This window comes from Bacteroidia bacterium, assembly GCA_026932145.1.
Lineage (GTDB): Bacteria > Bacteroidota > Bacteroidia > J057 > JAIXKT01 > JAIXKT01.
The window spans coordinates 35698-52024 of sequence record JAIXKT010000039.1 but is presented as its reverse complement, the minus strand read 5'-3'; the positions used below and the strand labels follow the sequence as shown (position 1 = coordinate 52024).

Annotated in this window: 17 protein-coding genes; 5 read left to right on the top strand and 12 right to left on the bottom strand. The window is 38.5% G+C overall.

The window, feature by feature from the left end; translation table 11 throughout:
* Positions 1-116 precede the first annotated feature (116 nt).
* From LC115_09090 to LC115_09080, 3 genes are all read right to left on the bottom strand, one after another.
* Positions 117-1496 carry a peptidylprolyl isomerase gene (locus LC115_09090; GenBank protein ID MCZ2356824.1) on the bottom strand — a complete coding sequence of 460 codons (1380 nt, stop codon included), beginning with the start codon at positions 1494-1496 and terminating at the stop codon, positions 117-119.
* Complete coding sequence (locus LC115_09085; GenBank protein MCZ2356823.1) at positions 1447-2277, bottom strand: hypothetical protein; 831 nt, start codon at positions 2275-2277, stop codon at positions 1447-1449. The genes LC115_09090 and LC115_09085 overlap by 50 nt, the downstream gene beginning before the upstream one ends.
* A gap of 138 nt (positions 2278-2415) precedes the next feature.
* The gene (locus tag LC115_09080; GenBank protein MCZ2356822.1) at positions 2416-4599 is read right to left on the bottom strand and encodes a T9SS type A sorting domain-containing protein; all 2184 of its coding nucleotides are present in this window, start codon (positions 4597-4599) and stop codon (positions 2416-2418) included.
* Positions 4600-4733: 134 nt separating this feature from the next.
* Here LC115_09080 and LC115_09075 point away from each other — a divergent pair, with 134 nt between their 5' ends.
* Genes LC115_09075 through LC115_09060 form a run of 4 tightly spaced genes read left to right on the top strand, consistent with a single transcriptional unit; the run spans position 4734 to position 8088 of the window.
* The gene (locus LC115_09075) at positions 4734-5225 is read left to right on the top strand and encodes a hypothetical protein (GenBank protein MCZ2356821.1); all 492 of its coding nucleotides are present in this window, start codon (positions 4734-4736) and stop codon (positions 5223-5225) included.
* Positions 5222-5806, top strand: a complete 585-nt coding sequence (gene rdgB / locus LC115_09070; GenBank protein MCZ2356820.1) for an RdgB/HAM1 family non-canonical purine NTP pyrophosphatase — start codon at positions 5222-5224, stop codon at positions 5804-5806. The genes LC115_09075 and rdgB overlap by 4 nt, the downstream gene beginning before the upstream one ends.
* Positions 5796-6440 carry a uridine kinase gene (gene udk / locus LC115_09065; protein MCZ2356819.1) on the top strand — a complete coding sequence of 215 codons (645 nt, stop codon included), beginning with the start codon at positions 5796-5798 and terminating at the stop codon, positions 6438-6440. Before rdgB ends, udk begins: the two co-directional genes overlap by 11 nt.
* Positions 6430-8088: a M1 family metallopeptidase gene (locus LC115_09060; protein MCZ2356818.1), complete on the top strand. Its 1659-nt coding sequence runs from the start codon at positions 6430-6432 to the stop codon at positions 8086-8088. Before udk ends, LC115_09060 begins: the two co-directional genes overlap by 11 nt.
* Here LC115_09060 and LC115_09055 read toward each other — a convergent pair.
* Positions 8081-8692, bottom strand: a complete 612-nt coding sequence (locus LC115_09055) for an HAD family phosphatase (GenBank protein ID MCZ2356817.1) — start codon at positions 8690-8692, stop codon at positions 8081-8083. The two genes, LC115_09060 and LC115_09055, sit on opposite strands and share 8 nt — an antisense overlap.
* Positions 8689-9477, bottom strand: a complete 789-nt coding sequence (locus tag LC115_09050; protein MCZ2356816.1) for a class I SAM-dependent methyltransferase — start codon at positions 9475-9477, stop codon at positions 8689-8691. Before LC115_09050 ends, LC115_09055 begins: the two co-directional genes overlap by 4 nt.
* A 150-nt stretch (positions 9478-9627) precedes the next feature.
* On the opposite strand from LC115_09050, the gene LC115_09045 reads away from it, so the two are divergent.
* Positions 9628-9987 (top strand): cation transporter, encoded by a 360-nt coding sequence (locus LC115_09045; protein ID MCZ2356815.1) that lies wholly within the window; start codon positions 9628-9630, stop codon positions 9985-9987.
* Position 9988: 1 nt separating this feature from the next.
* Here the strand turns inward: LC115_09045 and LC115_09040 are convergent, their stop codons facing one another.
* From LC115_09040 to LC115_09010, 7 genes are all read right to left on the bottom strand, one after another.
* Positions 9989-10726, bottom strand: a complete 738-nt coding sequence (locus LC115_09040; protein MCZ2356814.1) for a polyphosphate kinase — start codon at positions 10724-10726, stop codon at positions 9989-9991.
* A 2-nt stretch (positions 10727-10728) separates the two neighbouring features.
* A complete protein-coding gene (locus LC115_09035; protein ID MCZ2356813.1) occupies positions 10729-11643 on the bottom strand; it encodes a PfkB family carbohydrate kinase in 915 nt (304 codons plus the stop codon).
* Positions 11644-11753: 110 nt separating this feature from the next.
* Positions 11754-12503, bottom strand: a complete 750-nt coding sequence (locus LC115_09030) for a 5'-nucleotidase C-terminal domain-containing protein (GenBank protein MCZ2356812.1) — start codon at positions 12501-12503, stop codon at positions 11754-11756.
* Positions 12476-13924: a hypothetical protein gene (locus tag LC115_09025; protein MCZ2356811.1), complete on the bottom strand. Its 1449-nt coding sequence runs from the start codon at positions 13922-13924 to the stop codon at positions 12476-12478. Before LC115_09025 ends, LC115_09030 begins: the two co-directional genes overlap by 28 nt.
* A gap of 145 nt (positions 13925-14069) precedes the next feature.
* On the bottom strand, positions 14070-14834 hold the full coding sequence (gene rlmB / locus LC115_09020; GenBank protein ID MCZ2356810.1) for a 23S rRNA (guanosine(2251)-2'-O)-methyltransferase RlmB: 765 nt from the start codon (positions 14832-14834) through the stop codon (positions 14070-14072).
* Complete coding sequence (locus tag LC115_09015; GenBank protein ID MCZ2356809.1) at positions 14815-15972, bottom strand: GWxTD domain-containing protein; 1158 nt, start codon at positions 15970-15972, stop codon at positions 14815-14817. The genes rlmB and LC115_09015 overlap by 20 nt, the downstream gene beginning before the upstream one ends.
* A gap of 97 nt (positions 15973-16069) precedes the next feature.
* A complete protein-coding gene (locus tag LC115_09010; protein MCZ2356808.1) occupies positions 16070-16291 on the bottom strand; it encodes a DUF2795 domain-containing protein in 222 nt (73 codons plus the stop codon).
* Positions 16292-16327 lie beyond the last annotated feature (36 nt).

Here is a 16327-nt window from a genome sequence, read left to right as displayed (position 1 = left end):
AAATCAAATAGTTAAATATTTTTATTCTTTTTGTCGTGCAACAGGCTCAAAGTATATAAAAAGAGGGCGGGAGCAAATTTTGCTCCCGCCCTCTTTTTATATGATAATATCAGCTATCAGTACCAGCCTTGTAAAGCCTGCTTGCAAGGCCCATCTTTGATTTCGATAAACACTTGTTGTTTAGCCGTTTGAAACCATTTTTCGAGTTCAGCAGCTTGTTTAGCTTGGAGAGCAGCTTGCTGAAATTTGGTATAATCGTCTTTTAAATTAGCTCTATGTGGAGGATATTTTGCCCTTAATTTAACAATATGATAGGCTTTGACAGACTCCCCATTTTCTTGGTAATAGTACTCTAATGGTTCTGATAGTTCTTTAATTTTCAGTTTATCTATTTTTAGGTATAAATCGGCATCGAGCTGGTCTATTGGGATTTTGGTTTCGCCGGCTGTATTTGTTAAGAAACCGCCATTATCTTTGGAAACTCTATCATCTGAAAACCGAGAAGCTGCGTTTTCAAATGTTAAAGAATCTTGCAAGATTAATTTTCTAATAGAGTCAAGTTTTGCGATAGCGCGTTCTTCGGCTTCTTCGTCTAATCTGGGTTTTATGAGGATATGGCTTGCTACAACTCTATCGCCAATTTTTTTATGTAATTTGATGATGTGATAGCCAAAGGCTGTTGAAAATGGTTCTGAGATTTCGCCTTCATGTAAGTTATAGGCAATGTCTTCAAATTCTGGTACCATTTGCCCTCTTCCGAACTCTCCGAGCATTCCACCTTCACGTTTGCTGCCGGGATCTTCGGAATAATAGGTAGCCATTTCTTCAAATCTCATTTTCCCTAAAACGATTTGGCTGCGGATTTCTTTTAGTTGGTCTATTGTTTCTTGAACTTTGGCAATAGAAGGTTTCAGCTTGATTAAGATATGGCTGATTTCGACCTCAGCGGGCAGGTATGGCAAACTGTCTTTGGGCTGGCTATTAAAAAAATCCCGAATTTCTTTGGGGGTTACGGCTACGCCTTCGGTGATTTTCGATTTCATTTGGTCAATCAAAAGTTGCTCCCGTATCTTGGGACGTAACTCTAATCGAAATTCAATCATTGATTTTTTGTTGAATTTTTCAAGTTCCTCTTCTGAACCAAACTGGTGAACAAACATAGCTATCCTTCTATTAAGCTCATTTTCAATTTGGTCTGCTGATACTTTTAAGCTATCCATTCGAGCTTTTGAGAGTAATAGCTTACTAATCAATAAGTTTTCAAAAACAGAACACATTAAAGTACCATCATCTGTTTGTCCATTTTTAATAAAATATTGATACTGGCTTTGCAGTTCAGATTCTAAAATAATATCATCGTCTATGATAGCGATAATCTTATCTGCAGTTTGCCCTAATAAGTTTTGGGAAAGGATGAATGAGCAAACGATGGTTAGTCGAATAAAACTAAATGTTTTGTTGAATATCTTGGTTAGCAAGAGCCTCTTTGAGTGCATTTTCTTGGTACTGTTTTAAGAGCGTTTGTTTGCGTAGTTCTAAAATTTGGTTCTTTATTTTATCTTGAATCATTTTTATAGGTAGTGCTTCTCCTACTTTTAAGATTCTAATTACGGTAAAAAAAATCAGAACTTGCTTTCCAGAAACTTGTTGCGTGTAATAACACACTTGTTTATTGGGGATAAAAAAAGCTGGATTACAGCCGGCAGCAGCCGGTAATTTACTGAGGGTTAGCTCGTCCACCCAACTTTCGTCTAATTTATAGTCAATAGCATTTTTCTTACACCATTCTAACACGATGGTTTTGTCTTTGGGGTCTTCAGAAACAAGGCGCAATCTAAGTTCTGGTGTATCTTGGTTTGAAGTCCTTACATAGGAATATTGATACAAAGTGGTTTTGTTTACGTATTCACTTTTGTGTGCATCGTAATATTCCGTTATTTGTTGAGGCGTTATGATGGTATCTAATTGTTTATCAATTAAAAATCTATTCAGCGCGAGGATAGCTAACTTTCTCTTATAGTCTTCAACTTTTGGGAGTATTTGGTTTTTTAGATCACCAACAATTTCAAAGGCTTTATCTGTAAGAACCTGTTCCTGAATCCATTGAGATGCGTATAGTTTTGTGTAGCGAATACTGTCTGTTGAATCAACGTTAGCCGGCAATTGATTCAGAATGTCTCCGTTGGTAAGTTCTTTATCCTTGTATTTTGCTATCACTATTGATAGGTTATTTGACTTATCATGGCAAGCAGACAGCAAAACAAGTATGATCAACATACTTATTCTGCGGTTTAAAAAATAAAATCTTGAAAGAGTTAGTCGAAAATACACCTTAAAATTAGGTGCAAAGTTACTATTTTTTGGCAAAGGTTTAATGCCTAAGAGCTTATTTAAGGCTGAGTTTTAGTGTGTTCATTATTGTATGAGAATTTTTTGGCTAAAAACACGTTCTCTTTGTTGAATTTTAAGTAGATAAATGCCCGGGATAAGGTTTTCTTCATGGAGATTGAGAGAAACGGTCTGCTTTGATACCGGCTTATATTGAATGGTTTTAAGATTTTTGCCGTGTACATCCCAAACAGAAACCGTTATTTCTTCTTGACTTTGGGTTTCGGTAGTTATATACATCAGGCCGTTATTCGGGTTTGGAAATACTTGAGCAGTTAGTTGGTTCATAGCAGATTCACGGGATACTGATGCTGTGTCTGCAAAAATGTGTAGGTCATCTAAGTAAACATGGTTACCGTATCCGTTAATAGTTTCTATCCGAAATTGGACATTCGTTTTATTGGCAAAGGGAGTTAAGTCAATTTCAAATTTTTTCCATTCATCTTGTGCTAGTTGGCTGAATATAAGTCCGTTATAAGAGTTTCTACTGGTAGTTTTTAGGTCTGTTCCGCCTTTGTAAAATACTCTTTGATAAGTTTGGCCGCAGTCTTCTGAGGCATAAACGGCTAAGGTATCGTTATAGTCATAAAAATAAGATATTGGGTCTGAACCGCTTGCAGCTAAGCGTTCAAAGTACATTGTGTTATAGGCGAGGCTGAAGGAGAGTTTTGGGTGGGCTACTCCCGTAAAGTTTAGTGAAGGAGTTATTAATCCGTCTCGTTGTCCCATTGACGGATAGTTGGCGCAAGCCATACGTACACAAGCCGTACTTTGGTTAAAGCCGCTTTCGTATGTCCAGCGGTCCCACTTAACAGAACCCGGCCAAGCAAAATCAGGATTATCTAACTTCCAATGACGTGGCGGAAACACTGCCGCCTCAAAGTCTTCTGTAAAAGGCAGCGTATAGCTTGTATCAGAAACCGTTATGAAACCGGTACGCACAAACAATGTAGATGTATCTGTGATGTTAGCTACACGTAAGCTGACTTCATAAGTTCCGGGTTGGGTATAATAAACCGTAGGTTCTTGAACGTTGCTGGTAGTCGGAGTACCTCCGGGGAAACTCCACTCCCAATGGTCAGGATACCCTTGTGAATAGTCTGTAAACTTAATTTCGGTATTTATGCAGGGATTTTGGTTAGAGACCCAAAACAATGCTTTTGGTTTTGCATATTTGCCGATACCGGTTGCTTCGTGGTTTGCATCTGTGGTCATTTGGTAGCGTTGAGGCATACCGGGGTTATTTAGTGTAGCTATAGCGCGGGTGCGCTGGCCGGCGGTAAACATATCTACATAATCATCACCGGAATAGTCCATATAGTTACGGGAATTATCTGGAAGATCGGGGTTATCGGTAATACAAGAGTTTTGGCGGGGATTAGAACCCTTAATTTCGCTTTTTTCTATGGTAGGAGGTGTGTCGCACACATTATCGCCGGAAGTGTTGCAGTTACTTGTTCCGCAGCCGCCTTGGAAGTTATGAAATAAACTCAGCCAGTGGCCAAATTCGTGGGGGGCTGTTCTACCAGACCTACCCGGTGCCGTCCCAGAGCCGGTTACTCCCCAATGGGTTGATAGGATTACAACTCCGTCATTGGGGTTGAATATCGTAGTAGGAAATGTTGCATATCCGGCAGGTTCCATACTTTTTACTAACCACACATTCAGATATTTAGTCTGATCCCACTTAATCAGGTTTTTAAGGTTCGCATCATTATTTTTGGAATGAGCTGTTAGGGGTGAGCTTAGGTAGTTAATTCCTGAATGCGGATTTCCCTGCGGGTCTTTTGTTGCTAATTGGAACTCAATGCCCATATCTGCTCCGGAACCAAAGCCGCGGCTGCCGGGCATCCGGCGATAATCCTGATTTAATATATCAAACTGACTCAAAATCTGCTCTACTCCAATTTTTTCATCAAAAGGAACATCAGCAACTTCATCATGAATAACATGAACAACAACCGGAATTACTCTGGCATTAGCGGCATTTACTTTAAATGAGGGGTTTAACAATTCAGAATTTCTATCTATAAACGCCCGATAAAAGATTTCATTAGGGTCAGTTTCCGGGTTCCAAGTAGTATTCGTTCCCCGATAATACTCATAGGGGTCATCTGTTCCACAAACCGAAGACTGTGCATACGCAACTGATTCAGAAAAAGTAAAGATAACCAGAAAGGTTAGGATTAGAAAAAGAGTCGTTTTCTGCATAGAAAGCAAAGATACAAAAGAATCATTATTTAACCGTAATCAGCCGCATCTTTTCAACGGAAAACAACTGGTTAAATTTTTGAATAATTCACGAAATAAAGCCGAATTTTGTTAATTTCGTGGTAAAATTAGATATGCGTTTTCTGGTTGTTTGTGGGCTGTTTTGGGCGCAACTTTGTGCATTCGCCCAGTCGTCAAAAGCAGAATTTGAAAAATATGCAAAAGAAGACCCACTCTCGGGCAAAATGCAATTTTTTGTAAATGATTCTCTTTGGCAACCGGGAAAATTATTGCCGCCGGTAAGTAAAATCAAAATTCAATGGATGCCTACGGATACTTCACAAAAATTTCAGTATCAAATGGCCGGAATATTTTTAATGCTGGGAACAGAGCACGGGATTAACCGAAAAATCAATATTCCTGCATCCGAAAAAAGTAAAATTCCAAATACCAACTATGATTTAAACATCCCCAAAATGGTTTCAGATACAATCATGACAATAGGCAGTATTCAAGCGGGTTTGATTTTTCAGATAGATGAAGCCGGCAAAGTTCGCAGAATGTTATTGGGGAGAAAAAACTTAGTCCTTGATTTTAAAATAGCACCTTCCAAGAATCAAAAATGAAACTTGTTTTTGGGAGCTATAACGCACACAAGTTAGCGGAGATTTCGGCAATGCTGCCCGATGTTGAAGTTTTAGGTTTAAGTTCCTTTCAAGGTATTTTGGAGGTGGCAGAAACCGGAAGCACTTTAGTAGAGAATGCGCTGCTGAAGGCTAAAAGCTATGCAATACAAACCGGTTTTCCGTGCTTCGCTGATGATACCGGCCTTGAAATAAGTGCCTTAGATGGTAAACCCGGCGTTTATTCTGCCAGATATTCTGCTGAAGCTACCTCAGAGGCGAATACCCAAAAAGTACTAACCGAAATGCTGCACAAAACAAACCGAACAGCACAGTTTAAAACAGTTATTGCATTTTACCACCCCTCAAAACAGACCGAATTTTGGGTAGAAGGAATCTTAACCGGAACAATTGCTGAAAAATCTGCCGGAAAATTCGGCTTCGGCTATGACCCAATATTTATCCCTACCAATATACAACAAACATTAGCAGAACTTAACCCGGAACAAAAAAACCAAATATCACATCGAAAAAAAGCTATTAATCTATTTATTAGTCAGTTATCTAATTATCATGTACTTTAAACCTTATCTTGTGGGCATTTCCGGCGGCAGTGCCAGCGGAAAAACTTTTCTACTAAAATCATTGCGTTCAGCGTTTTCTTCCGAAGAACTTACGCTCGTTTCGCAGGATAACTATTATAAAGATAGAAACCAACAAACAGTACACGAAGACGGAACCATTAACTTTGACCACCCTAATGCCTTAAACTTAGACCTTTTTCATGACCATTTAAAACTACTCATTGAAGGTCAAAGCGTTAAAATTCGAGAATATCATTTTAATAATCCCCAAAAAGCACCGAGTACAGTAGAATATCATCCGGCACCTATCATTATCGTAGAAGGTTTATTTGTCATGTACCTTCCACAAACCAGAAATTTAGTTGATTTAAAAATATTTGTGGAGGCAGAAGAGCCGATTAAGATTTTCCGCCGTGCCCAGCGAGACCTGCACGAACGGGGATATTCTATAGAAAATACCTTAAGCCAGTATGTAAAACACGTTTACCCAATGTATCGCCAATATATTGAGCCGGTTAAACATTTCTGTGATTTTATCATCCCGAATAATGAAAGTTGTGCTACTGCAAGCCATGTAATAATCAATCACTTACAAACAAAAGTGAATGCCTTAGTGCAGCAACATGAAGAATAGAATTTTTACAATATGGTTTTTAAGTTGCTTATGTTGCTTAGATACCAAAGAGATTATTGCCCAAACACATTTTCCCCCTAACATTCTTCAAAATCCAGATTCTTTACGTGGAACATTAACTCCATATAGAACTTGCTATGACGTTCATTTCTACGACCTTACCATTCAACCCAATATTGAAGGAAAAGATATTATAGGTAAAAATGAAATTTATTTTTCGGTTGTTGAAAATTTTGAATGGTTGCAAATAGATTTATTTCCTCAGTTAGTCATAGATAGTATTGTTTGGAACAATCAGCTATTAACCTATGGGCGTAAGTACGGTGCTGTGTGGGTACATTTTCCGGTTGTTTTAACGCAAAAATCTACTGATAAGGTAGTTGTGTATTATCATGGAGAACCCAATGAAGCTAAAAATCCACCGTGGGACGGCGGCTTCGTCCGGAAAAAAGATAAACAAGGTAAGCCTTGGATTACCGTTGCCTGTCAAGGTTTCGGCGCAAGCTCTTGGTGGCCACTAAAAGACCATTTGTCTGATGAGCCTGATAGCCAAAGAATTACAATACGTGTCCCAAACGGAATAACGGCTGTTTCTAATGGTGTGCTACGCTCTGTCTTGTATGTAGAAAATAACCTAACCGAATTTGAATGGTTTGTAAGTTACCCAATTAATAGCTATAGCGTAAGCCTGAATATCGCTTATTATGAACATTTTTCAGATACTTTTTGGAATACATCTGGGGTTAAACAACTTGATTACTACGTGCTTCCTGAAAATTTAGAAAAAGCTAAAAATCACTTCCAGCAAGTTAAGACGATGCTTCGTTGCTTTGAAAAGTATTTTGGCGAATATCCATTTTGGCGAGACGGATATTGCCTCGTAGAAACACCCTACTGGGGAATGGAGCATCAAACAGCTATCGCCTATGGAAATAAATTTAAAAATAACTATTGGGGCTTTGACTATATCATAATCCATGAAAGCGGCCACGAATGGTTCGGAAATAGCATCTCTATGCAGGATAATTGTGATATGTGGATACACGAATCCTTTACTACTTATAGCGAGGCTTTATTTATGGAATGCACCAAAGGTTATGAGGAATCAGTTGATTACCTACTGAGTGAACGGCTAATGATTGAAAATACAGAACCTATCTTAGGGCCGCCCGGCATTAACTACGACGCATGGAAAAGTGCTGATATGTATTACAAAGGAGCTTGGATGCTGCATACCATCCGAAACATTATCAAAAATGATTCTCTCTGGTTTGCAACCATCAAACTATTTTGCGAACAATTCAAATACTCAAACACAAACACAGAACAAGTTATCCGTTTTTTTAATAACCAATTAAAAAAAGACTTAACCAAAGTTTTCAGCCAATTTCTCAAATACAAATACTTGCCGGTTTTGGCATACGGTACTAAAAAGAAAAAAGACTATTGTGAACTAACCTTTTATTGGATAGCAGACGTTTCTGAATTTGATATGCCGGTAGATATTTCTTGGGGAACAGACCACGTTAAACGGATTTTCCCAACGCCTGCCAAGCAAACTATTTTGCTGCCCTTAGAAGCCCTTAATAAAATTTCTGTTTACGACCGTAGTTTCTTGGTAAATACAAAACTGCTAAACGCTAAGTAACGATGTTTTTGGCTGTATTAAGCTGATTCATAAGTGCCAGAAAATCAGATTCTTGTTGAAAAAAATGTGTATGCAAATTTAAGGTGCGAGCTGCCTCGATATGCTGCGGAGAATCATCAATAAACAGCGTGTTGCTTCTCGATAAATTATTCTCCTGCAAAACATACTCAAAAATTTCAGCATTTGGCTTTCGGAGCTGAAGATGGTGGGAAAAATAACACCGTTCAAATAAGTTAAACAGCGGGTTACATTCCTCAAAAATGAACCGATAATGGATTTCGTTGGTGTTACTGAGCAAAAAGAGCCGGTATTTCTGCCGTAATTTCTTTATAATATCAATTCTTTCAGGGATTAGCCCAAGCAGCATTGCATTCCAGCCGTCAATAATTTTATCGGCAGAAAAGGGTAAGTTATACTCCTGCTGTAGCCTCTTAGTAAATTCATTTTCAGATAATTGTCCGGTTTCAAAGAGGTCAAAAACTGGAGATTGAGCAGTTTGGGTATATAACGCATACGGAGCGAAGTAATCGCGGGTACGCTGGTAATCTACGGCATATAATACGCCCCCTAAATCAAAGATGATATTTTCTATAAGTTGGCTCATTTGCTTGCAAAAACGTAAATATCGTAAGCGGTATCTAATTGGTTTTCACTAAGAAAATAATCGGCTGTTGTGATTTGGGCTGTATCTGTATTTTGAGTAGCCAGTTTTTTACGCATAAGCCGGGTCATAAAGTTGTAGGGGACAATGAGCCATGAAGCAGGAATCCGCTTATGCAAACCCAAAATATCAAATTGTAAAATCTGACGAACCCATTTGCCATTTTCTTCCATATAACGATTTATTTTTTCATTTCCTTTTAATCCTTTGAGTGTAAATTCATTAAATACAGAAGCCACTTCTTGTCTCATTTCTGCAAAGGTATATTCATGCACATGAAACGGGTTTCGAGCATTGCTTTTTAGAATGTTGGGCGTTGTCAGCATCATCATGCCACCCGGTTTTAAGACCCGTTTTATTTCTTGTATCAATTTTAGTCTTTCATGTAAATGCTCTATAAACTGAAATGAAGTTACAAAATCAAAGGTATTATCCGGAAAAGGTATTGGCGGAACCGGTGCAGCTTTAAATGAAAGCTGCGATATAGAAGCATATTTGGCTGAATTATGCCGAACTACTTCGGAATCATAATCTAAGCCGATTAAGGTTTTGGCATTTTCAGCCATTAAAGATGTTCCATAAGCAAGGCCACAACCTAAATCCAGCGCATCTTTGCCCGCTATCAGCGACTTCGCGTGCTCATAAGCAAACATAGACCGCTGGTGAATTACATTATTCTCAGGAATATCCGAAGTCCTTTCCTGACTTAATTCTTTAACAATTTCCACAGCTATTTTTGAAGCTACTGCAAAATGTAGCTTGCCGCCGCAAAGGTAACTAAACTTATTTTTAAAAGGATAAAATTTATACTAAGCCTTTGAGGTTTAGAACTTATGCAACTTTTAAATGTGTATTTTTGTACTGATTTTAGAAAAATTATGAAACTACTTATTTCAATGCTATTAAGTTTTTCGGTGGTCTTGGCTACGTTTGCTCAAAAGGACAAGCAGTCCAAGAACGCTGACCGGTCGGAAACGACATTTGAGGTTTGGGGAAACTGTAATATGTGTAAAAAAACCATCGAAAAGGCTGCACGAATAGAGGGTGTAAAGTCTGCCGTATGGAATAAAGGAACGCACAAAATGCACGTAATTTACCACAATTCTGTAACCTCACCGGAAAAAGTACAACAAGCAGTTGCAAAATCCGGATACGACACAGAACTGTATTATGGAGATGAAGAAAGCTACAAGAACTTACACACTTGCTGCCAATACAAGCGTAAGCCCAAGAGCTAAGCTACATCACAGGGTATTCTAACTTCAACGACCGTAGCTTCTCTACGATTGTTTTAGCGATATAGTATTCTTTATACCAATTTTGGTCTGAAGGTACGATATGCCACGGAATCTCCGGAGAGCATTTTTCAAAAATCTCTTCGTAGCATTCTCGGTATTTATCCCAATGTTTGGATTCAAGGAGGTCTTCGGGGCGGTATTTCCAGCGTTTTTCGGGGTTTACTAAGCGTTCTTCAAAGCGCTGCGCCTGCTCTTCGTGAGAGATATGTAGATAAAACTTCAAAATATGCGTATCTCTTTCCTGCAAAAGTTCTTCAAAAGAATTGATGTATTGAAACCTCTTTTTGGTAGTTTCGTTGTCAATCCAGCCATGAACACGGGTTATGAGTACATCTTCATAATGCGATCTATTGAAAATTTGAATCATACCGCGTGCCGGTGTGTGTTTATGTACGCGCCATAGGAAGTCGTGGCTTAGTTCTTCTTCGGTTGGTTTTTTAAATGGTGTAACTAAGCAGCCCATTGGGTTTATTCCGGCAAATACTTCTTTAACGGCACCGTCTTTTCCGGAGGCATCTAAGCCTTGCAGCACAATGAGTAAGCTATGTTTTTGCATAGCATACAAAACCGCTTGGAGCTCTCCTAATTCCTGCGCTAACTTGGTTGTTTCGGCCTTAGTTTCCGCTTTGTTGAGGTCTTTGGGTGCCTTTGTTTCGATTTTTTCGAGTGATTTTGGCATTTTTATAGATTAAACTGAACGAGGTTTGCAAATTCTTGGGCACGTTGCACGACTTCCGGCTGGGTTAGGGTTTCTAACCGCTGAGTACCAAATTGTTCTACACAGAAACTTGCGAGGGCAGAACCATAGATAACCGCACGCTTGAAGTTTTCAAAGCTCAAATCTCCCGTTTTGGCTAACCACCCGATAAAGCCGCCGGCAAAAGTATCCCCAGCACCGGTTGGGTCAAAAACGTCTTCTATCGGAAGTGCCGGAGCATAAAATAAGCCGTTTTCATGAAACAACAATGCGCCGTGCTCTCCCTTCTTGATAATCAGATATTTAGGACCCATAGATAATATCTTACGGGCTGCCTTTTTTAATGAATATTCACCGGAAAGTTGGCGCGCCTCTTCATCATTAATCGTCAATACATCCACTTCTCGTATCGTTTGGAGCAGAGAATCTAAGGCAATATCCATCCAAAAGTTCATTGTATCCATCACAATTAGCTTGGGGCGTTTTTTCATCTGATGAATAACGCTGCGTTGTATATCCGGTGTGAGGTTTCCCAGCATCAAAAAATCGCTATTCTGGTGAGTTTCAGGAACTTTAGGCTGAAATGTAGCTAAGACGTTTAGTTCAGTAGCTAAGGTTTCGCGGGTGTTTAGGTCAGTATTATATTTTCCTGACCAAAAAAAAGATTTTTCTTGTGGTTTAATTTCTAAGCCTACTAAATCAACGCCTTTTTCTCGAAACATATCTAAGGCACTTTGAGGATAATCTCCCCCTACAACGCTTACTAAACCAATTGGGCGCAAAAACGTTGAGGCAGAAAAACAAATAAACGTAGCAGCTCCACCGATGATTTTATCGGTTTTACCGTAAGGTGTCTCAATAGCGTCAAAGGCTACAGAACCAACAACAACTAAACTCATTTAGATTTAATACAAATTGATTTCGCAAGTTTAAGTAAAATTGGGCTTGGGTGAGTTGGTTTTATAGGGTAGATTTTTTAGGAATTATTCAGTATAAATACTGGCTTAATTTATCGGATTTGTACACGACCGTCTAAGTTAGCATCAATTTTTTTTCCTTCCTGCTGTAGTCTTTCGATGTGGCGGATTATTAAGTCGCGTACTGTAATTCCTAAGTTTTGACGTTTTTCGGCTTCTATGAGCGGTGATAATTTATCGCCGCCGTTAGCAAGGTAGTCGTAGGTAATAATTTGGTAAGTTTGCTGTTCTTCTAACGGAAAGCCATTAACGGTGATATTGACTGCTCGCTGGTTTTGGATTATGAAGCGGATGTTTCCTACTGCGGCTTTTTGGTCTGTAGCCAGAATATCTAAAATCTGCTGCAATATTTTTCCGTTGATGGAAAGCAACACCATTTCGTTTTCAAAAGGAGAAAGTTCGAATATGTCTCCTACGGTAATTTTTCCTTTAGGCAAAGGAGCACGTAAGCCGCCAATAGTGAGCAAACTGGCATCTGCTGATATATGGAAAGTTTGAGAGGCTTCTTGCAGAAATAAATCTGCGACAAAGTTACCGAGTGCAGATTCTACTTTTTCTCTGGCCATTTCTTTAGCACTTTCACCAATAACTCGGCTCATCTGGGTAGATAATTGGGCGTGATACGGAGCTATGATTGCAACAATAGCGGAATCTGTGGCTGTATATCCAGAAATATTGAGTAATTGCGGACGGTAGCCGGTTACATTTCGAGAACCAACACACGCCGTTAGCAATAAAATACTAACTAAAACGGCTAATAAACCTTTTTGCGCTGTTGCCATGTCTGTGAGATAAGTTCGTGATAAAACTTATTCTTCTTTTTGGCTAATATCCAGAGATCTACACGGATAATAGGTTCCCAATCTTCCGGTAAAACTGAAATGGGCTTGGTAACAGGTAGATTTTTTTTATCTAAAAATAAACCTATCAATTTAATGGAAGCCCGATAGCTTCGGGTATTTTTTTGGTTATCTACTTGTTTTAGCCGTACCTGAATGGTATCAACCATTTTGGTGATTTTTTCTTTACTGGTATTTTGGTCAATTTTAATCAGAACTTCAAAGATGGCTAATAACCAATGTAGGTGGGTTTCCGGAAATTCTTGGCGAAAACGCTGTATAGCTTGTTCTGCGAGATTGGGTAAACTCGCCGTTAGGGTAACAACTGCGTAGTAAATGAGAATACGCTGTAAACTGCTTGAAGATAGTTTGGGTTGGCTTAAGATAGCCTCTAATTCTTTAGTGGCAGCGGTTAATTCGTTTTCGTAGAAATAATACAATGCCGCTATTTCGCGGTATTCGTTAAGGTAAGGTAATGTTTCGGCATCAAGTTGGGAAAGCTCTCTGGATATTTTGTAAATAAGGCCTTGCAGTTGCAAAAAATCTCCTACCCGCAAAGATGCTTGCATTAACCAAGATAAGGCACGAATACGGTGAATATCTGATAATGAATGTTTTTCCCATTCTTTGTATAAAGATAATGCTCTTTGGTGCAGCACCTCATACTGCCGGGTTATTTGTAGATACAGTAGCTCAAGCTCGGTACAATCAAACAGTTGTTCACTATCTTTTGACTGGCTGATTATCGTTTTTAGCTGATTATGATAGCTTTGTGCCTGAGAGCGAATGACTTCCGGCTCGTTCCCTTCCGGGTTATTTTGTAATAGTTTAAATGCAATTTCTATCCGTGAGATTGGGTTGATTTGGCTTAAAGTAGCCTTAGATTTATCTTCTTCGGTAACGATTTTTTCCCAGCGCTCCAAAGTCATTTTGGGATTAAATAGCACCAACTCTCTTTGTAAATGCGCTATTAAAAGCTGAAATTCGGGTACATTTAGTTCTTCGGCTAAGGTTGTTAATTCTTCTATGTACATTTCTACGGCTTCTCCGTGCCCTCTCAAAACCAATAGTCGGGTTTTTGAATACAGCCGAATGAATTTGTAATCAGGATTATCTTGGTTAGAATATTCTAACAACACAGCTAATACATCATCTAATAAATCTCGTTTTAACAGAGAATAGTATGCCTTTGAGAAGTTTGAGAAGTCCTCTTCATATATCTGCTTATCTGTGGTGCGAGAAAACTCCTCCATCTTCAGATAGTTTTGATATATCTTACGGATATTGGACTGACGGCCATGGACTGTATAAAGGCGTTTTTCCTCCTTGGATAAAGATTGAACAAGTTGGTGCAATGCCCGCATAGCTAAATTTTTCGCGAAATTAACATTTTATTATAATTTATGCGAAACAAAAGTGTTTTTTTACTATATGTTGAAAATTATATTTTTTAGCTGATTATCAATGAATTATAGTGATTATTTTGGGGTTAAAAACTATACAATTTAGTTAAAATTCAGATTGAATAGTTATTCTTTGTCGGGATATTTCTGCAATTATGATACCGGCTGCAACCGAAACGTTTAAGGAGGCTATTTTGTGGTTCATGGGAATTTTGACAACTAAATTCGATTCTGCCAAAACTCGCCCAGAAATTCCTTTTTCTTCAGATCCCAAAATAATCGCTGTAGGCACAGTATAACTTTGGTCAAAGTATTGATTTTTACCTTTTTCGGATATAGCTACGACCTGAATTCCGGTTTGTTTTAGATAATATACTGCGTCAAGGATATGGGAAACCCGCGCTATGGGTAAATGCAATAACGCTCCGGAAGAAGTTTTTATGGCATCTGATGTGATGGTAACAGCATACTGCTGAGGCAATACCAATAAATCTACTCCCAATCCTAAACAGGTTCTGGCAATAGCTCCCACATTCCGCACGTCAGTAATACCGTCTAATAAAGCTATAAATGGATTTTTTTTTGCCTCAAGCAGATTTTGAATTGTATCCTCAAAAGAAACATACGTAATTTGGCTAATTAGGGCTACAATTCCTTGATGAGAAGCCTTTCGGGTAAGTTGATTCAACTTTTCTATAGGAACGGCCTGCCAACGGATTTGGTGCTCCTGCAATAGCGGTTTTAGATTTTTCCAGTGTTCACTGGCTAAATCATTTTTTATCCAGAGTTTTTCGATTGTTTTTCCGGCTGCAATCGCTTCATAAACTGCCTGAAACCCAATTAAAAGTAGGCTATTTTTTGATAATTCCATTTCGTAAGTTATTGATAGTTTGGAACCAGAGTGTTTCATAACTTGGGTCTCGCACGACTTCAAAGTAGTTTGCGGTTAGCTGGTGCGGGTATCGGATAAAGGTGAATTTGGTAGAGTTGGTTTGGCCGGGTATAGCCTCGTATATCCAAACTTCCTTATTCGGTTGATAAATAATAGCATCAGGGCGGCCAAAGACGCACCTAATCATACCTCTATCGGTTAAATATCCGGGTCTAAAATCCGTAAACAAGCGATTACTCATAGCTACTTGTTCATAAAAAATGGAAATACGTTCACGTGCGCGTGCCGCATTTCCCCCAACATCTAACCAAAATTCATCTAATTTTCTCTTAGAAGGATCTTCCCGAAAGTAACGCATCTCAGCAGAAGAACAAATATAACCCAATGGATTTATTAGCCCAAAAAGAGTAGTTGGTTCGGGAAAATCTGCATTCCCAAAAAACAACAGACAGTTTAAGGTATCAGCGGTATTGTTTTTTAAAATAACACCTCCGGCATTATTGGGAAAGTATTTGATTGGGGTAGGAAGCACCTTATTACGGATTACGGGCTGCAAAACTATATTTTTCCTTCTAAAAACATAGTAAGGCGGATTCGGTAACTTATTAATAATCATATATTCATCAACCAACACTTGTTTACCTGAATTATCTATTCGTATAGAGTCATTGTAAAAAGAGAGTGGTTGGTTTTGGGGGGTAACTACTGATAAGTTCCAGCGAAATGAAGCCGGATGTGCCGAATAAAATCTATTATATCCTTTTAATTTTAAAATAGTTAACTCAGATTCTATTGTAAAATATTCCGGTGGAATAGGTATTTTGCTCGCTACACTCCCCCAATTTCCGCCAATAGATTCAGCACCAACGTATTGATTAAACGAAAAAGAATACTCTCTAAATGGATGTTTATTATTTGACTGCAAATAAACTGTTAAATGTAAAGCTACTTTCTGCTCATCGGGGAGTAATTTTAAAGAGTCTGCTAATGGAAAACCCACCACAACCCACAAACTATCACGGCTATAAGGCCGTACTGTAAGAGCGGTCTCTAAAAGATATTGGCTGTTTTTTACGAAAAAATTCTGAAAAGATGTCTGGGCTTTTACAGAAAACAATCCTCCAAAACAGTACAAAAACAAAAGACTTACCGAATAGTTTTTCCTACTTAGCAAGAAGATATAACCCAATAGTTATTAAACTATTTTTAGAATATCAATATTCGTCGTCATTAAAGAGAAAGTCTTCTTTTGTTGGGTAATCCGGCCAAATTTCTTCTATGCTTTCATAGGGCATATCTTCATCAGCCAGTTCGTTTAAGTTTTCGATAACTTCTAATGGAGCGCCTGTACGCACGGCATAATCAACCAATTCTTCTTTAGTTGCCGGCCAAGGTGCATCTTCTAAATGAGAGGCTAATTCTAATGTCCAATACATATTTCTATTTGCCGCAAAAATAGAAATTTCCCTGTA